20 protein-coding genes are annotated in these 16,297 nt (G+C 71.9%); 14 read left to right on the top strand and 6 right to left on the bottom strand.

Annotation, left to right across the window (positions count from 1 at the left end; genetic code table 11):
* The first annotated feature begins 141 nt into the window (after positions 1 to 141).
* The 7 genes from ABZ434_RS12880 to ABZ434_RS12850 all read left to right on the top strand — a co-directional run bounded on the left by ABZ434_RS12880 (position 142) and on the right by ABZ434_RS12850 (position 6,286).
* Positions 142 to 993, top strand: a complete 852-nt coding sequence (locus ABZ434_RS12880) for a HipA family kinase (protein ID WP_359134820.1) — start codon at positions 142 to 144, stop codon at positions 991 to 993.
* On the top strand, positions 990 to 1,373 hold the full coding sequence (locus ABZ434_RS12875) for a DUF3037 domain-containing protein (protein ID WP_359134819.1): 384 nt from the start codon (positions 990 to 992) through the stop codon (positions 1,371 to 1,373). Before ABZ434_RS12880 ends, ABZ434_RS12875 begins: the two co-directional genes overlap by 4 nt.
* Positions 1,374 to 1,603: 230 nt before the next feature.
* Complete coding sequence (gene fabG / locus ABZ434_RS12870) at positions 1,604 to 2,365, top strand: 3-oxoacyl-ACP reductase FabG (RefSeq protein WP_219567929.1); 762 nt, start codon at positions 1,604 to 1,606, stop codon at positions 2,363 to 2,365.
* 20 nt (positions 2,366 to 2,385) lie between these two features.
* Positions 2,386 to 3,141, top strand: coding sequence for an SDR family oxidoreductase (locus ABZ434_RS12865; protein ID WP_359134817.1), 756 nt, complete (start codon positions 2,386 to 2,388; stop codon positions 3,139 to 3,141).
* A gap of 118 nt (positions 3,142 to 3,259) precedes the next feature.
* Positions 3,260 to 4,840, top strand: a complete 1,581-nt coding sequence (locus ABZ434_RS12860) for an ABC transporter substrate-binding protein (RefSeq protein WP_359134815.1) — start codon at positions 3,260 to 3,262, stop codon at positions 4,838 to 4,840.
* A gap of 112 nt (positions 4,841 to 4,952) precedes the next feature.
* Positions 4,953 to 5,636, top strand: a complete 684-nt coding sequence (locus tag ABZ434_RS12855; RefSeq protein WP_359134813.1) for a uracil-DNA glycosylase — start codon at positions 4,953 to 4,955, stop codon at positions 5,634 to 5,636.
* 164 nt (positions 5,637 to 5,800) lie between these two features.
* A complete protein-coding gene (locus tag ABZ434_RS12850) occupies positions 5,801 to 6,286 on the top strand; it encodes a hypothetical protein (RefSeq protein ID WP_359134811.1) in 486 nt (161 codons plus the stop codon).
* Positions 6,287 to 6,375: 89 nt separating this feature from the next.
* On the opposite strand, the gene ABZ434_RS12845 is transcribed toward ABZ434_RS12850, so the two are convergent.
* A complete protein-coding gene (locus ABZ434_RS12845; protein ID WP_359134810.1) occupies positions 6,376 to 6,819 on the bottom strand; it encodes a hypothetical protein in 444 nt (147 codons plus the stop codon).
* Between the two features lie 111 nt (positions 6,820 to 6,930).
* Entirely contained in the window at positions 6,931 to 7,608 is a 678-nt protein-coding gene (locus tag ABZ434_RS12840; protein WP_359134809.1) for a TetR family transcriptional regulator, read from the bottom strand.
* Between the two features lie 84 nt (positions 7,609 to 7,692).
* On the opposite strand from ABZ434_RS12840, the gene ABZ434_RS12835 reads away from it, so the two are divergent.
* The 3 genes from ABZ434_RS12835 (at position 7,693) to ABZ434_RS12825 (ending at position 10,313) form a co-directional block, all read left to right on the top strand.
* Positions 7,693 to 8,937, top strand: coding sequence for an FAD-dependent monooxygenase (locus tag ABZ434_RS12835; RefSeq protein WP_359134807.1), 1,245 nt, complete (start codon positions 7,693 to 7,695; stop codon positions 8,935 to 8,937).
* A gap of 19 nt (positions 8,938 to 8,956) precedes the next feature.
* Positions 8,957 to 9,856, top strand: coding sequence for a Gfo/Idh/MocA family oxidoreductase (locus tag ABZ434_RS12830; protein WP_359134805.1), 900 nt, complete (start codon positions 8,957 to 8,959; stop codon positions 9,854 to 9,856).
* A gap of 97 nt (positions 9,857 to 9,953) precedes the next feature.
* The gene (locus ABZ434_RS12825) at positions 9,954 to 10,313 is read left to right on the top strand and encodes a hypothetical protein (protein WP_359134803.1); all 360 of its coding nucleotides are present in this window, start codon (positions 9,954 to 9,956) and stop codon (positions 10,311 to 10,313) included.
* A gap of 9 nt (positions 10,314 to 10,322) precedes the next feature.
* On the opposite strand, the gene lnt is transcribed toward ABZ434_RS12825, so the two are convergent.
* The 3 genes from lnt to ABZ434_RS12810 all read right to left on the bottom strand — a co-directional run bounded on the left by lnt (position 10,323) and on the right by ABZ434_RS12810 (position 13,579).
* Positions 10,323 to 11,948: an apolipoprotein N-acyltransferase gene (lnt, locus tag ABZ434_RS12820; protein ID WP_359134935.1), complete on the bottom strand. Its 1,626-nt coding sequence runs from the start codon at positions 11,946 to 11,948 to the stop codon at positions 10,323 to 10,325.
* A gap of 143 nt (positions 11,949 to 12,091) precedes the next feature.
* On the bottom strand, positions 12,092 to 12,589 hold the full coding sequence (locus ABZ434_RS12815; protein WP_359134801.1) for a nuclear transport factor 2 family protein: 498 nt from the start codon (positions 12,587 to 12,589) through the stop codon (positions 12,092 to 12,094).
* Positions 12,590 to 12,712: 123 nt separating this feature from the next.
* Positions 12,713 to 13,579, bottom strand: coding sequence for a universal stress protein (locus tag ABZ434_RS12810; protein ID WP_359134799.1), 867 nt, complete (start codon positions 13,577 to 13,579; stop codon positions 12,713 to 12,715).
* Between the two features lie 239 nt (positions 13,580 to 13,818).
* Here ABZ434_RS12810 and ABZ434_RS12805 point away from each other — a divergent pair, with 239 nt between their 5' ends.
* The 3 genes from ABZ434_RS12805 (at position 13,819) to ABZ434_RS12795 (ending at position 15,227) form a co-directional block, all read left to right on the top strand.
* Positions 13,819 to 14,205 (top strand): hypothetical protein, encoded by a 387-nt coding sequence (locus tag ABZ434_RS12805; RefSeq protein ID WP_359134797.1) that lies wholly within the window; start codon positions 13,819 to 13,821, stop codon positions 14,203 to 14,205.
* A 32-nt stretch (positions 14,206 to 14,237) separates the two neighbouring features.
* Positions 14,238 to 14,858: a flavin reductase family protein gene (locus ABZ434_RS12800; RefSeq protein ID WP_359134795.1), complete on the top strand. Its 621-nt coding sequence runs from the start codon at positions 14,238 to 14,240 to the stop codon at positions 14,856 to 14,858.
* Between the two features lie 210 nt (positions 14,859 to 15,068).
* The gene (locus ABZ434_RS12795) at positions 15,069 to 15,227 is read left to right on the top strand and encodes a hypothetical protein (RefSeq protein ID WP_326734887.1); all 159 of its coding nucleotides are present in this window, start codon (positions 15,069 to 15,071) and stop codon (positions 15,225 to 15,227) included.
* Between the two features lie 99 nt (positions 15,228 to 15,326).
* On the opposite strand, the gene ABZ434_RS12790 is transcribed toward ABZ434_RS12795, so the two are convergent.
* Positions 15,327 to 15,551, bottom strand: a complete 225-nt coding sequence (locus ABZ434_RS12790) for a hypothetical protein (RefSeq protein ID WP_136326307.1) — start codon at positions 15,549 to 15,551, stop codon at positions 15,327 to 15,329.
* A 192-nt stretch (positions 15,552 to 15,743) separates the two neighbouring features.
* Between ABZ434_RS12790 and ABZ434_RS12785 the strand changes: the two genes are divergently transcribed.
* The gene (locus ABZ434_RS12785) at positions 15,744 to 16,283 is read left to right on the top strand and encodes a putative immunity protein (protein WP_359134793.1); all 540 of its coding nucleotides are present in this window, start codon (positions 15,744 to 15,746) and stop codon (positions 16,281 to 16,283) included.
* The last annotated feature ends 14 nt before the right edge of the window (positions 16,284 to 16,297 follow it).

The raw sequence follows: 16,297 nt of genomic DNA, 5'->3' as shown, positions 1-16,297 counted from the left end.
GGAGGATGCGGGTGAGCGGCTCGGTCGAGCCGACGGGCCGCCGCGCCCCGGGTGGGTCGAGCCGCGGAGTGCTCCCGCCGGTTCCATCGCCCCGGCGCCGGTCATGGAACTGCAGGAAGCGGCGCCGTATAGCCTGGCGAAATGCTGACAGAAGTCACCGCGACCCGCTATGTCACGCCCCTGCGTGAGGGCGGCTCGCTCCCCGGGATCGTCGAGGCCGACGACCTGGGTACGTACGTCATGAAGTTCACCGGAGCCGGACAGGGCCGCAAGACGCTCGTCGCGGAGGTGATCTGCGGACAGCTCGGGCGGCGGCTCGGGCTGCGCGTGCCCGATCTCGTGCAGATCCAGCTGGACCCGGTGATCGGTCTCGCCGAACCCGACCAGGAGGTGCAGGAGCTGCTCAAAGCCAGCGGCGGGCTCAACCTGGGGATGGACTTCCTGCCCGGCTCCCTCGGGTTCGACGCGCTCGCCTACGAGGTGGATCCCCGTGAGGCCGGACGCGTCGTCTGGTTCGATGCGCTGATCAACAACGTCGACCGCTCCTGGCGCAACCCGAACATGCTGATCTGGCACGGCGACCTGTGGCTCATCGACCACGGCGCCACCATGATCTGGCACCACAACTGGCCGGGTGTCCAGGCGTCCGCAGCCAAGCCGTACAACGCGTCCGACCACGCGCTCGCGCCGTTCGCCCCCGACATCGCGGCGGCCGCGGCCGAACTCGCCCCGCTGGTCACCAGGGAACTGCTCACCGAGGTCGCGGCAGACGTGCCGGACGAGTGGCTGGTGGACGAGCCGGGCTTCGAGTCGACCGACCAGCTGCGGCGCGCCTACGTGGAGGCGCTGCTGCCGCGCGCCGCCACGATCCACGAGCGGATCACCCTGGACGCGCCGACCGCTTCCAAGCCCTCACAGGCCCCGGGATGGCTCTCCGAGCGCCTCGCCCCGCGGCACGACGACGAGAACAGCGAGAAGGGCGGCCGGCCGTGAGCAAGCGCGATGTCTTCGAGTACGCCCTCCTGCGTGTGGTGCCACGGGTCCAGCGCGGTGAGTTCTTCAACGCAGGGGTGGTGGTCTACTGCCGCGCCAAGGGGTTCGTCGCCGCCCGCACCGAACTCGACGAGGGCAAGCTCCGGGCCCTGGACCCCGGCGCCGACGTGACCGGCGTGCGGGCCGCCCTGCACGCCGTCGAGGGCGTCTGCCGCGGCGGTACGGACGCGGGGCAGGCGGCGGGGGACGACGCAGGCCGACGCTTCCGCTGGCTCATCGCGCCGCGCTCGACCGTCATCCAGCCGAGCCCGGTGCACAGCGGTCTCACCACGGACCCCGCCGCCGAGGTCGAACGGCTTCTCGACCTGCTGGTGCGCTGATACGGGCCGCTGCGGCGCCGCCCCCGTCCGCCGCGGGGACGGCGCCGTCCGGTGTGACATGCGCCGCTGCGTCCGTGGGCCGTTGACACCGGGTGCCAGGGCTTCTAGCGTCTCGTCTGCTGAAGGTACTAAGCGGTTGCTCAGTTATCGCGAACGTTCCCGCGGGCATGACGCGCGGGAACGGTCCCGACGTCCGCTGAGCCGCGACCCAAGGGCGAGGAGAGCCAAGCATGTCCACCACCGAGCAGCGCGTAGCCATCGTGACGGGAGCCGCACGGGGCATCGGTGCCGCCACCGCGGTCCGCCTGGCGGCCGAGGGCCGCGCCGTCGCCGTACTCGACCTCGACGAGGCGGCCTGCAAGGACACCGTCGAGAAGATCACCGCCGCGGGCGGCCGCGCCCTCGCCGTCGGCTGCGACGTGTCGGACAGCGCCCAGGTGGAGGCCGCTGTCGCCCGGGTCGCCGCCGAGCTCGGTGCCCCGACGATCCTCGTCAACAACGCGGGCGTGCTCCGCGACAACCTGCTCTTCAAGATGAGCGAGTCCGACTGGGACATCGTGATGAACGTGCACCTCAAGGGCGCGTTCCTGATGGCCAAGGCCGTCCAGAAGCACATGGTGGACGCCAAGTTCGGCCGGATCGTCTCGCTGTCCTCCTCCTCGGCCCTCGGCAACCGCGGCCAGGCCAACTACGCCGCCGTCAAGGCGGGTCTGCAGGGCTTCACCAAGACGCTCGCCAAGGAGCTCGGCAAGTTCGGCATCACGGCCAACGCCGTGGCTCCGGGATTCATCGTCACCGAGATGACCGCGCAGACGGCGGAGCGCGTCGGCATGGGCTTCGAGGAGTTCCAGGCCGCCGCCGCCACTCAGATCCCGGTACAGCGTGTCGGCTTCCCCGAGGACATCGCCAACGCCATCGCCTTCTTCTCGGGCGACGACGCGGGCTTCGTCTCGGGCCAGGTCATGTACGTCGCCGGCGGACCGCTCAACTGACCCGAAGGGCTACGGACATCATGACTGTGCAGGACAGTGGCAAGGTCGCGCTGATCACCGGGGCGAGCCGGGGCATCGGCTACGGCATCGCCGAGGCGCTCGTCGCCCGCGGCGACCGGGTGTGCATCACCGGACGTGGCGAGGACGCGCTGAAGGAGGCCGTCGAGGCACTCGGTTCCGACCGGGTCATCGCAGTCGCGGGCAAGGCGCACGACGAGGCGCACCAGGCGGCGGCCGTCGAGCGCACGATGGAGGCGTTCGGCAGGGTCGACTTCCTGGTCAACAACGCCGGTACGAACCCGGTCTTCGGGCCGATCGCGGAACTCGACCTCGATGTGGCCCGCAAGGTCTTCGAGACGAACGTGATCTCGGCGCTCGGCTTCGCCCAGCAGACCTGGAAGGCGTGGCAGAAGGAGAACGGCGGGGCGATCGTCAACATCGCCTCCGTCGCGGGTGTCTCCGCCTCGCCCTTCATCGGCGCGTACGGCATGAGCAAGGCGGCCATGGTCAATCTGACCCTGCAGCTCGCCCACGAGTTCGCGCCGGTCGTCCGGGTCAACTCGATCGCACCCGCGGTCGTGAAGACCAGGTTCGCCCAGGCCCTGTACGAGGGCCGCGAGGCGGAGGCGGCGGCAGCGTACCCGCTGGGCCGGCTCGGTGTCCCCGAGGACATCGGCGGGGCAGCTGCCTTCCTCACGTCGAGCCAGTCCGACTGGATCACCGGGCAGACCCTCGTGGTCGACGGCGGGATTTTCCTGAATGCCGGCGTGAGCTGAGAACGGCCTGGGCCGGTTTGGCCCTGATTGCCTCAAGTGCCCCGCCGGACCAGCGGATTGACCCGGCGGGGCGCTGCGGTATGGTCTGCCGACCCATGGCTGATCGAGGAGCGTGCACGTGTTCTACCGGGCCAGTCTGCAGGCTGCTGCAGCCCTTGCTTCCCTGTCTTTGCTGGCCGGCTGCGGTCTGCTCCCCGGCGGCGATTCGGACGTGGAACAGAAGCTGTCGGTCGGGACCACCAGTTCGCCGTCGACCCTTGATCCCGCCGCGGCCTGGGACGGCTCCTGGGAGCTGATGCGCAACGTGTTCCAGACCCTGGTGAGCTTTCCCACCGGCAGCACGAGCCCCGTGCCGGACGCCGCGGACAACTGCCGGTTCACCGACAACACCAGCACCGCCTACCGCTGCGAGCTCCGCGCGGGGCTGAAGTTCTCCAACGGGGACAAGCTCGACGCCGAGGCCGTGAAGTACTCCATCGACCGGATCAGGACCATCGCGGTGAAGGGCGGCCCGGTGGGCATGCTCGGCTCGCTCGACCGGGTGGAGACCAAGGGCGACGACGTCGTCATCTTCCACCTGAGCAAGCCGGACGCCACCTTCCCGTTCGTGCTGGCCACGCCGGCCATGTCGCTGGTGGCGCCCAGCGCGTACTCGGAGCACAAGATCCGCGACGACGGCACGGTGACCGGTTCCGGCCCCTACCTGCTGGACGGCTACAAGCAGGGGGACCGTTCCGAGCTGGTGCGCAACCCCGATTACAAGGGCTTCGCCGATCGCAAGAACGACGCGGTGACCATCCGGTACTTCAAGGAGTCCGGTGCCATGGTCGCGGCGCTCAGGAAGAACGAGATCGATGCCACGTACCGCGGCCTGGGGGCCGAGGAGGTCGTGAACCTCGAGGACAACAAGGAAGCGAACAGCGACCTGCAGATCGTCGAGTCGGTCGGCGCCGACATCCGCTTCCTGGTCTTCAACCCGGAGGACCCGGCAGCCGGGAACCCGGCCGTCCGGCGCGCCATAGCCCAGCTGGTGGACCGTGACGCCCTGGTGGCGAAGGTCTACCGGGGTACCGCCGAACCGCTCTACTCCATGGTCCCCAAGGGCATCGCGGCCCACGCGACCAGCTTCTTCGACACGTTCGGCGACCCGGACCGCAAGAAGGCCAGGAAGATCCTCACCGACGCGGGCATCACCGAGCCGGTCGCGATGACGTTCTGGTTCACGACCGACCGGTACGGATCCTCGACGGCCCCCGAGTTCACCGAGCTCAAGCGCCAGCTGGAAGCCTCCGGGCTGTTCAGGATCACCCTGAAGAGCAAGCCCTGGAAGACCTTCCAGGAGGGCTTCACCAAGGGCGAGTACCCCGTCTTCGGCCGAGGCTGGTTCCCGGACTTCCCGGACCCCGACAACTTCATCGCCCCGTTTGTCGGCAAGGAAAGCGTCACCGGCATGCCCTACCTGAAGAACGAGATCACGAACGAGCTGCTGCCCCAGTCCCGCAAGGAGAGCGACCGCGGCGCGGTCAGCAAGCAGTTCGAGCGGGCCCAGAAGATCCTGGTCGACGATGTCCGGCTGCTGCCGCTGTGGCAGGGCAAGCTCTACGTCGCCGCGGGCGAGGACATCGGCGGCGGCGAGCGCGCGCTGGACCCGCAGACGGTCATGCAGATGTGGGAGCTGTACCGCAAGGCCAGCTGGTAGCGGGCCCCGGGGGCCGGCGTCCCGGCCCCCGGAGGGCTCCCCGGAGCCCGTTGTCAGTGGCCCCCGGTAGGTTCTGGGATCAAGAACCGATTGCTTACCGGAGGTTGTTGACGTGACCGACACCTACCCGCTGCCCGAGTCCTGGCGCGGCGTCCTCGGCGAGGAGCTCGCGAGCCCCTACTTCAGGGAGCTCACCGAATTCGTCGAGAAGGAGCGGGCCGACGGGCCGGTCTATCCGCCCCGGGAGCAGGTGTTCGCTGCCCTGGAGGCGACCCCGTACGACAAGGTGAAGGTCCTGGTCCTCGGCCAGGATCCGTACCACGGCGAGGGCCAGGGCCACGGTCTGTGCTTCTCCGTGCGGCCGGGTGTGAAGACGCCGCCTTCCCTGCGCAACATCTACAAGGAGATGAAGGAGGAGCTCGGCCTGCCGGTCCCGGACAACGGATATCTGATGCCATGGGCCGAGCAGGGTGTTCTCCTCCTCAACGCGGTGCTGACCGTGCGTGCGGGTGAGGCCAACTCCCACAAGGGCAAGGGCTGGGAGAAGGTCACCGACGCCGTGATCCGTGCCGTCGCCGCACGGCCCGACCCGGCGGTCTTCGTGCTCTGGGGCAATTACGCGCAGAAGAAGCTGCCGCTGATCGACGAGGAGCGCCACGTGGTGGTGAAGGGCGCGCACCCCTCACCGCTCTCGGCGAAGAAGTTTTTCGGCTCGCGCCCGTTCACGCAGATCAACGAGGCGGTCGCGGCGCAGGGGCACCGGCCCATCGACTGGCGCATCCCCGACCTGGGCTGAGGGCGCGCCGGAGCCTGAGTGCGAATGTCCGCCACGACGACTAGCGTCGAACCGGCTGCAACCGGACGGATCCGGAAGATATGGCAGGGATCCATCAGGAAGCGGTCCGAGTGTGCCGAAATCGATCGGCCGGGCGTGGGCGGACAGGTGCGAGGGAGACCGCGGTGACGGAGCAGCAGGAGGCGTCGCAGGACGTCGTCATGACCAGAATCGGCCAGGCGATCATGTTGCTCCACGGCGGTGACCGGGAGGAGGCGCGCAACCGCTTCGGTGCGCTCTGGGCGGAGATCGGTGAGAGCGGCGACGCGCTGCACCGGTGCACCCTCGCCCACTACATGGCCGACACCCAGGACGACCCAGGCGACGAACTGGCCTGGGACCTGCGGGCCCTCTCCGCCGCCCAGACGCTGAGCGGCGAGGGTGCGGCGCGGCACCGGGACGCGCTCGCGGTACGTGCCTTCCGTCCCTCGCTGCACCTCAACCTCGCAGCGGACTACGTGAAGCTCCGGCGTCCCGCCGCCGCCCGGATCCATCTGGACCGGGCCCGAGAGGCGTCGGGCGTCCTTGCGGACGACGGCGTGGACGACGGCTACGGAGGCGGTGTCCGGGCGGCCATCGGGCGGCTGGAGCGGCGGCTGCGGGAGCTCTGACCGGTGCGTCGCGGACGGGGCCCGTGCGAGGGAGGGCGAGGTCCGGTGGCCCGCCGGTGCCGGGCGCCGGACCACGCCCTGCCGTCGCGTCAGCGGCCGTAGGTGTCGTCGCAGATCCGCGACTGCGGACTGCCCGCGGGCCAGTGCCCGTAGCCCCGGCCGAGCGCACATACGTCCGCCCCGGTGACCGGCGCCGGCAATGCGGGAGCGGGCGCGGGCGGAGCGGCCCGGCGAGGCTGCGGGCGCGCCGGGCGGGGCCGGTGCTGCTGCGGGGGCGGCGGGCCGTCGCGGCGCGCTGCCGGGGGCGCCGGAGCCGCCCGGCGGGAAGCCGGGGGCGAGGGCTTCGGATCCGGCAGCGCCTCCAGCGTGTCGCGTACCGGGGGCCGGACGATCTGCGGGGCCAGGTCCTGCGCCGGCCGACTGCTCGGCGGGCGCGTCGGTGCGCTCGGATCCGGTTGTACGGACACGCACCCGGACAGGGCCGTGACAGCCACGCCGACCAGGAGTTTCACGGTGGTTCTGGTTCGATGCACCTGATCAACTCTGGGGTGCGGACGGGCCGCCGGGGGAGTCGGAAAGCCCGGATTGGCCCGCACGAGTGACCCGGTCAGCACGACGCCCCGGGTGTCGCCGGGCGGGGTTCCTCAGAGGTCGCCCAGCATCCCGCGCAACAGTTCGCCGAAGCCGGTGCGCAGCTCCGCCTCGGTCGGGACGGAGCGGTGGTGGGAACCCGCCGCGCACGAGAACATCAGCCCCTCGCACCAGGCCACCAGGGACAGGGTGTGCCGTCCCGGCTCCGGCGATCCGGCCGCCGCCATCAGGGCCTCCAGCGGTTCGCGGAACTGCCGGCCCGTCGCGTCGTAGAACGCACGCAGTTCAGGGCGGCGGGTGGCCTCCAGGGCGAGTTCGTACCGGCAGACGAGCAGGTCGGGGTGGCCGGTCAGGTAGCGGTGGAGGGCCGCCGCGAGGCCTGCGATCAGCGCGTCGGGGCCCAGGGCCGGTCCGGAGCCCTCGCCCGGTGCGGCAGCTGCGGCGACGGGCCCCGGCGTGCCTTCCACGGGGCCGCCGGGCCCCGGGCCGGGCACCGGAAGATCTCCCGGTGCGAGCACCCGGGCCTCACGTTCGGCCAGTCGGCGCACCGCCGCCTCCAGCAGGGACTGCCGGGTGCGGGCGTAATTGGACGTCGACCCCTGGGGCAGCCCCGCGCGCTCGTCCACGGCGCGGTGGGTCAGTCCGCGCATGCCGCGTTCGGCGAGGAGCGCGAGTGCGGCGTCGGCGATGAGCGCGGCCCGTGAGGAGGCGGCGGCGGTGCGTGTGGCCATGGGGTCAACCTACCGCTGAAACTACACCTGTAGTAATGTCACCGTGTCACTACAGGCGTAGTTCCTGAGAGATGAGGAGGAGCCATGGACACTCCCCGCGCGGTCGTCATCGGCAGCGGAATCGGTGGCCTCACGGCAGCGGTGGCGCTGCACCGCTCCGGCTGGCAGGTCACGGTCCTGGAGCGGGCCGCTTCGCTGGAGCCCGTCGGGGCCGGTATCGGCCTCGCCCCCAATGCTCAGCGCGCACTCGACGTCATCGGGCTCGGCGACGACATCAGGGCCCTGGCGGCCTGGCAGGGGGAGGGAGGCATGCGCAGCCCGGACGGCCGCTGGCTCTCCCGGACCGACAGCACCGCCGCCGCCGAACGGTTCGGCGGCCCGCTCGTGCTGGTCCACCGGGCCACCCTCATCGACTGTCTCGCCGCCGGACTGCCCGCGACAGCCATCCGCACCAACTGCCAGGCGTACCTCGTGGATCCGGGGGTCGCAGGGGGCAGGCAGGCCATGATCCGCACATCGGACGGGACGATCGAGGCGGATCTCGTCGTCGGCGCCGACGGCATCCACTCCGCCGTACGCGGCGCGCTCTTCCCGGATCACCCCGGGCCGTCCTACGCCGGTCTCACCACCTGGCGTGTCGTCGTCTCCGCACCCCCCGAGCCGTTCGCCCCGCACGAGACGTGGGGTCGCGGCGCCCTCTGGGGCACCCAGCCGCTCAAGGACGGCCGTGTCTACGCGTACGCGGCGGCCGCCGCCCCCGCCGGGGAGCGGGCCGGCGACGAACGGGCGGAACTGCTGCGCCGCTTCGGCGACTGGCACGCCCCGCTCCCGGGGATCATCGCAGCCGCCCTGCCCGAGGGTGTGCTGCGCAACGACGTGTACCAGATGACCGAACCGCTGCCCGCCTTCCACCGCGGCCGCACGGTCCTCGTGGGCGACTCCGCCCACGCGATGGCCCCCACCTTGGGGCAGGGCGGCAACCAGGCCATCGAGGACGGGATCGTGCTCGCCCACCACGTGGCACCGGGCGGGGACCTCGGTGCGGGTCTGGCCGGCTACACCGCCGACCGGCTCCCGCGGACGACCGCCGTCGTCCGCAAGGCCGCACAGGTCACCCGGCTCATGCGGCTGACCTCCGCCCCCGCCGTCGCCGCGAGGGACTTCGTGATGTCCACGCTCTCCCGGCTCGGGCCGGGGCTCGTCCTGCGCACCTTCGACGGCATCGCCGACTGGCGGCCGCCGCAGCACACGTATGCTGCCCGGACCAAGGACGCGCAGGCCCGGCCGCGGCCGGCCTCCACGGAGGAGGCCCGCGACGTGCCGCGCTGAACAGCGAGAGGGAGACCCTGTGAAGGTCGGCTGCATCGGGCTCGGCGACATTGCGCAGAAGGCGTACCTGCCGGTACTCACCACCCTGCCGGGGGTCGAACTGCATCTGCAGACCCGCACCCCAGCCACCCTGTCCTCCGTTGCCGCCGCGCACCGCATCCCGGCCGGGCAGTGCCACACCGACCTCGACTCCCTGCTCGCCCAGGGCCTGGACGCTGCCTTCGTACACGCACCGACGGCCGTGCACCCGGAGATCACCCGCCGGCTGCTCGAAGCCGGTGTCCCCACCTACGTCGACAAGCCGCTGGCCTACGAACTCGCCGAGTCCGCGCGCCTGGTGGAGCTCGCCGAGGCACGCGGTGTCTCGCTCACGGTCGGCTTCAACCGCCGGGTGGCGCCCGGCTACGCGCAGTGCGTCGAGCACCCGCGCGACCTGATCCTCATGCAGAAGAACCGGGTCGGGCTGCCGGAGGAACCGAGGACCATGGTCCTCGACGACTTCATCCACGTCGTCGACACCCTGCGGTTCCTGGTGCCCGGGCCCGTCGAGCACACGGTCGTCCGGGGCAGGATCCGCGACGGCCTGATGCATCACGTCGTGCTCCAGCTCTCCGGGGACGGCTTCACCGCCGTCGGGGCGATGAACCGCCTCAGCGGCTCGACCGAGGAGCGGCTCGAGGTCTCGGGCCAGGACTCCAAGCGCGAAGTGGTCAACCTCGCCGAAGTCATCGACCACAAGGGCCAGCCGAGCCTGCGGCGACGCGGCGACTGGGTACCGGTGGCCCGCCAGCGCGGCATCGAACAGAGCGTCCTGTCATTCCTGGACGCCGTCCGGGCCGGAAAGCTGCGCAGCGCCCGGGACGCCCTGGAGACGCACGAGCTGTGTGAGCGCGTCCTGATGGACCTCGACTGCGCGTAGTGCATGCGGCCCGGCCGCACCGCGACGTTCCGGATGCGTGCGGTACGGGCCCGATGCAGGCTGGGTGGATGGACCGCCGGCCCGTGGAGGTGACCTCGTGAAGCGCCACCGCGAGCCAGAGGGCTGGGGTGCGCTCCAGCCGCCTCCGGGGTACTACTCGGCGGACGGGCGGCCGCCCGACGCCGTGCAGCGTGCCCTGATCCTCGACTGGGCGGTCAACCAGCGGATCGCGCGCGGCTGGAGTGTGGAGTCCCGCTCCGAGACCCAGATCGTCATGGTCAGGGGCAAGCTGCCGAACCACGTGCTGCACGCCGTGCTGACCGCCCTCACCTGCTTCCTGTGGGGCGTGGTCTGGCTGGTCCTGGGTGTGACGAGCAAGGTCGAACGGGTCGCGCTCACCGTCGACGCCATGGGCGACATCGTCACCGTGCACGGGCCGGGCCGCAGCATCCTCTGAGACCCGGACTCACTGGGGTGCCGACTTCCTCGGCTCCTCTTCGGCCGTACGGGCGGAGCCCACCGAGCCCGCATCTGCCGGGACCACCGCGGCCACCGCCCCCGACGGCGCCGTGCGCTCGCGCGGGCGCACATCCCGAATGCCCGCGAAGGCACAGAAGGCGGCCAGCACGCCCAGCGCGCCGTACAGGGGCCAGTCGCCCAGCCGGACGTACAGCGTCGTGCCCCGGGCCAGCGGCACGCCGTACACCGCCGCCCCGCTCGTGTCCGTACCGAGCGGAGCCCCGAGGCGCTGCCCCTGCGGGCCGTACACCGCGCTGACGCCCGTGAGGGTGGCGTGCACCATCGGGCGGCCGTTCTCGGCGGCCCGCAGCGCCCCCAGCGAGGCATGCTGACCGGGCGCCCAGCCGTGCTGGAAGGACGACGTGGACGACTGCGCGATCAGGACCAGGGCGCCGTCACGGGTCAGCCGCCGGCTCATGTCGGGGAAAGCGGACTCGAAGCAGACCAAAGGGCCGATGCGCAGGCCGTGAGCACCGGGCGGCGCCATCGTCACCGGGCCCGTGCCGCGCAGGCGGTCCTCGCCCGCCGCCTTGCCCATCGAAGTGGCCCAGCCGAGCGCCGAACGGGCGGGGACGTACTCCCCGAAGGGGACCAGGCGCATCTTGTCGTAACGGTCCCCGGTCAGCCCCTGCGGGCCCACCAGCACCGCGCTCTTGAAGATCCCGGTCCGGCCCGCCCCGTCGGTCTGCCGGGCGTCCACGTTCACCAGCACATCGGCACCCACCAGGCGCGACAGCGCCGCGAGCCGGGCGGTGACATCGGGCCGCCTGGCCGGATCGACGCCGACGCTGCTCTCACCCCACACGACCAGGTCGAGGTCCCGGCCCGCGAGCGAGCGCGTCAGCTCCTCGCTGCGCGCGAGGCGTCGCTGCACGCTGCCGGGGCCTTCGACGACACCGGGCTGCACGACGGCGATCCGCACCGTCCCGGCCCGCTCGGGCTGCGGCGCCCACACCCACACCGCCCCCACGGCCACGGCACCCGCCACGAGCGCGACGACCGCGGGCACTCGGGCGGAAGGCGCGGTGAACAGCAGGGCGAGCGCCGTATTCACCCCGACCACCAGCAGACTCACCAGCCACACCCCGCCCACCGACGCCAGCCTGAGCGCCGGCGGAACCTGCCACTGGCTCGCGCCGAGGAGCCCCCAGGGGCCGCCGAGCCCCTCCCAGGACCGGACCGTCTCGATCATCAACCAGCCGCACGGGACCACGGTCACGGCCGCCACGGCCCGCACGCCGGACACCCGCCCACGGAGGAGCCGGGAGACCAGCAGCCCCCACGGGGCCCACAGCAGACCGAGCAGGGCCGCCAGCACCACGATGAACACATGCAGGCTCGGCATGAGCCAGTGGTGGACCGCCAGCATGTAGCCCGTCCCGCCGAGCCAGCTGTCGAGCGCCGCCCGGCGCCCCGTACCGGCTGACCGGATCAGCAGCAGCAACGGGACCAGCGCCACGTACGCGAACCACCACAGTCCCGGTGCGGGGAAGGCGAGCGCCGGCAACGCACCTGCCAGGAGCGCGGCTCCGCCGCGCCACAGGGGTGAGCCGAGTATCCGGTCGCCCCGCATCCGCCCCACGGCCCCGCTCGGCATACCGCCCCTCCTCGTCCTGCCAGGGGGCAGGCATCGTCCGCCAACGGTTCCCCCTGTTGTTCCCAGTGTGGGGCAGCGGAAGCGGACGGGGCGGTTCGCCCGGCGCGTCATCCGGCGGATCATCCGGCGGTGAGGGCGCCCGACAGGTTCCGCCACTTCTCGTGGACCGTCACGCACTGGATCCGCCAGCCGGCGTCGGTACGCAGCAGCTCGAAGGCGTAACGCCCGCCGGAGACGAAGTTCGGGGTGGTCGCCCGGTCCGCGGAACCGGCCTCCCCCTCCGGCCCGCCCACGAGCCGCATCGGGTTCATGTAGTCGGCCTGCAGCCGGGCGCGGTCGCCCGGATAGCCGCCGAGGTCCTGAAGCTCCAGGCGCCGGTTGACGATCAGATGCTGCCGTACGGGAAAGAGCAGCATGGTTTCGGAGAGCCAGTCCGCGACCTCGGCCGCGGGGCCCTCGATGCCGCCCGCGGTGCGGTAGTCGGCGCGGCCGTCCGCGGTGAACAGGGCCCTGTAGTCCGTCCACGCACCGTCGTCCACCGCCACCGCGTAGCCGGTGATCACTGCATCGATGGAGAGCCGGTCCATCACGGTCGAGAGATCCACGCGCTGCGTCATCGGGTCAGTGTGGGCCCACGGGGGTCAGGGGCCAAGGGCCGTGCGCCCACGTCGGTCCGCGAACGGCCGGAACCGGCCGGGGAGGACCCCCGCGGGGCCGGCGGCGACGGCGCCGCAATCAGATCAGCAGGGGACCACGGCCACCGGTCCGAGCGCATGCGTGAGCGTCGTCTGCGCGACGGGGGAGAGCCCGAGCCCGAGGGACTCGCCGCCCTTGCGCCGGCCGATCACGGTGAGGGCCGCGGTCGCGGACGCGGTCACCAGGGTGCGCGACGCGGAGCCGTTGACGGGCTCCTTCGTGACTTCGACCTGTGGATACTTCTCGCGCCATCCCGCCGTCAGCTCGGCGAGTGACCGCTCGGCGGAGTCGGCTGCCGCGTCCCGGTCGAAGACGGGGCCACCGGAGAGCATGGACGAGAACATGGTCCAGCCGTGTACGACCCGCAGCCGCGCACCGGGCCGGGCCGCCGCTGTCTCGAAGGCGAACGCCAGCACCCCCTCGCTGCTCTCGTCCGCGGCCACTCCGGCGACGACGTCCCGGAAGACCTCCGGAGTGCTCTCGTCCCGCTCCTCGTCCGGCTGCCCGCCGTTGATGACGACCACGGGGCACTTGGCCATCGAGGCGGTCGCCAGGCTGTTGGAGCCCAGCATCAGGGAGCGGAACCCGCCCAGCCCGCGTGAACCGACCACCACCAGCGAAGCGTCGCGGCTGAGCGAGACCAGCGCGGCCGAAGGGAAGTCGAGCGGTGCGAGCGTCGTGGGGCGCAGCCCGGGAGCGATCCGGTTCACACGCCGTACGGACCGCTCGAGGAGTTCCTCCGCCTCGCGCTGCTGCGCGTCCTGGCCGGTGCGCCGGGTCAGGAGGCGCACATGCACGACCATCAGGGGGAGCCCCCGCCCGGACGCCTCACGGGCCGCCCAGTCCAGCGCGTCGCTGCTGTGCGTGGACCCGTCGACCGCTGCGATCACGGGAAGCTCGGTGCCGGTCATGGATGCCTCCTGAATGCGTCGGTGTGCGCCCCGCGCCAGTACGTGTACCTGCCACCCGTCGGGCCCCCGCCCGGGTTGCCGGGCCCGGCAGCGCGAGCGGACCTTCCTCGTACGCTACGGCCGGCCGGCGCCCGCCGCAGGGGAGGCACCGCGGGAGCCGTCGTACGAGGGCCCGGCACGGCGGACGGCGGACGCCTGTTGTCCTCGTCGGCCGGTGCGCCTGCGCCTATGCTCGCGGGATGGAGCAGAGCGAAGTCGTGAAACGTGTGATCGGCATCCTCACCGAAGCGGGCGAGATGCGCCGTCTTCTGGAGGAGGACCCGGACCGTGACGACCCCAGCACCGATTCGACCGTGGTGACCGCCCTCCTCAACGAGACGATGCCACGGATCGCGATCCCCGAGGACGCCACGATCGAGGACGTGGTGGTCCTGGTCGGCCGGGAGGTCGGCGGCGCGGTGGAACAACTCGTCGGCGCGTTCACCCTGGCGTTCGCGATGCTGGCGCAGGTGCACGACGCGGGGCAGACGGACGTCTCGTCCGCGGACGTCCTCCAGGACCTCGCCCTGCGGGCCGAGCAGTTCGGTTCGGAGGGCCCGGGAGGACCGGGGGACACCGAAGTGTAGGAGAGGGGGTGCATGACGCCATACTCGGCGTCATGCGTATCGACTTCGATCCCGGGGCCACCGACACGGGCACGTTCTACCGGCTGCTCACCGCCGTGGTCGTCCCCCGGCCCATCGCGTGGGTCTCCACCGTCACCCCGGACGGCGAGACGGCCAATCTGGCCCCCCACTCCTTCTTCACGATCGCCTGCGTCAGCCCGCCCGTCGTGCAGTTCACCTCGGTCGGGCGCAAGGACACACTGCGCAACATCGAGGCGACGGGTGCCTTCGTGGTGAACTTCGCCCCGGAACACCTCTTCGAGCAGATCAACGCCACGGCGACCGACTTTCCGCGCGGCATCAGCGAGTTCGAGGCCGTGGGCGTCGAGCCGGAGCCCAGCCTCCGGGTGAAGCCGCCGCGTGTGGCGGGGTCGCCGGTCGCGCTGGAGTGCGAGCTGCACAGCACGGTCCTGCTCGGTGACTCCACCGTCGTGTTCGGCCGGGTGGTGCATGCCGCGGTCGACGAGGACGTCATGGCGGACGGGCATCCGGAAGTCACCGCGCTGAACCCGCTGACCCGGCTGGGAAAGGACGAGTGGGGCACCTTCGGGGGTGTACGGGAGATCTCCCGCGTCCCGTACGCCCAGTGGCAGGAGGACCGCGACGGCCGCTGACGCGGCTGTGCAGGCGAAAGTCGAGCGGACCGGGCGACGGTGCCGACAAGGGCGCCCGGGACAACGGATAGTCTCAGCAGGCCTCGTCGGATACCGGTGCCCTGGTGGGTGTGGGGCCGGGACGGTGCCACACCCCGTCGCCGCCGTGTTCCGAGGACCGGACGGCGTCCCGGGGCCCTCACAAGCAACTGCGAAGTAACAGGAGACCCGATGGCTGATACCCCGCCCCGCCAGGTTCAGCGGCGCTCGGACGAGAGCGCGGCGGGCTCGGCGTCCGAGGCCCCGGGCCGTGTCGAGGCCGTGCCGACACCGCGCTACCAGGGGCTGTTCGTCGAACCCGATCTTCCGCCCTTCGTCGAGACCGAGTGACCCCACCCGCATCGAGGGGCCCGCGCTGCCCCCGTACCCACTTCGGTGGGGGCGGGGGAGACAGGCGGCAGGGAACCGCGGCCGTCCGGCCCGGCGCGCTCAGGCCGCTGCGAAGTCGTGGGCGGCGGCACCCTGCCACTCGACGAGGGACGGGGTGTCGAGGGCCCGTGCCGGGTCCGCCATGCCTGCGTCGGCGAGGAACACGATGACGTCGTGATCGCTGTGCGCGAGCCCGAGTCTCTCCTCGCGGCCGGCGATGTGCACGGTCACGAGCCGGGCGCCTGAGGGTGTCGGTCGGTGGATCACGATCGGGGGAGTAGCCATACATCCAGCGTGGCCCCAGCCGGGCGCGCCCGCATCCGGTTCGGGTGCGGGCGCCGGGCGAGGGCACGGCGGTACTCCTCCCCACGCCGGTGGGCGCGAGCCGGTGAACCGCCTCGCGGGCCGTGCACCGAACCGGCCCGATGCCAGGTACTCAGTGGCGGCATGCCGGTGTGCTGGACGAGGATGCACCCCGTGGCCGACGAACCCAGCGGGATGACTCTGAGCAAGCAGGACCTTCGTGAGGTCACCGGATACTCCGCCGAGAGCGCGCAGGAAGTCCTGGAACTCTTCGAGAGCGCGCACCCGGCCGACCCGCGGCCCCGCGAGGCGATCGATGCCGCGTGGAGGTTCGCCCGCGGGGGCGAGCGCGGGAAGGCACTGCGAGATACCGGGTGGGCAGCGCACAGGGCGGCCCGGGACGCGGAGAGTGCGATCGCGGGCGATGCGGCGCGAGCGGCGATGTGCGCGGCATCCGCTGCGTATCTGCACCCGCTGGCCGACGCGCACCAGGTGAAGCACATCCTGGGGGCAGCGGCCCACGCGGCGAGAGCGGCCGAGCTTCTGGCGGGCGGTCTCCGGGATGTCGGCGCTGATCACATCGAGCGGGCTCGCCGCCGCGCGGCACCTGCCGTCGTCGACGTGCTCACGCGCTACCCCGCCGCGCCTCCTGGTGGAGGGCGCGTCGGGGAACTGCTTCGCGATCTGGATGCGGCTCTGCGCAGCCGTCACTGACGGCCGGCGCACGA

Source organism: Streptomyces sp. NPDC005761, from assembly GCF_040630635.1.
In the GTDB taxonomy this organism is placed as follows: Bacteria; Actinomycetota; Actinomycetes; order Streptomycetales; family Streptomycetaceae; genus Streptomyces.
Note: the sequence above shows the minus strand (reverse complement) of the source record. Positions and strands in the feature narration are given on the sequence as shown.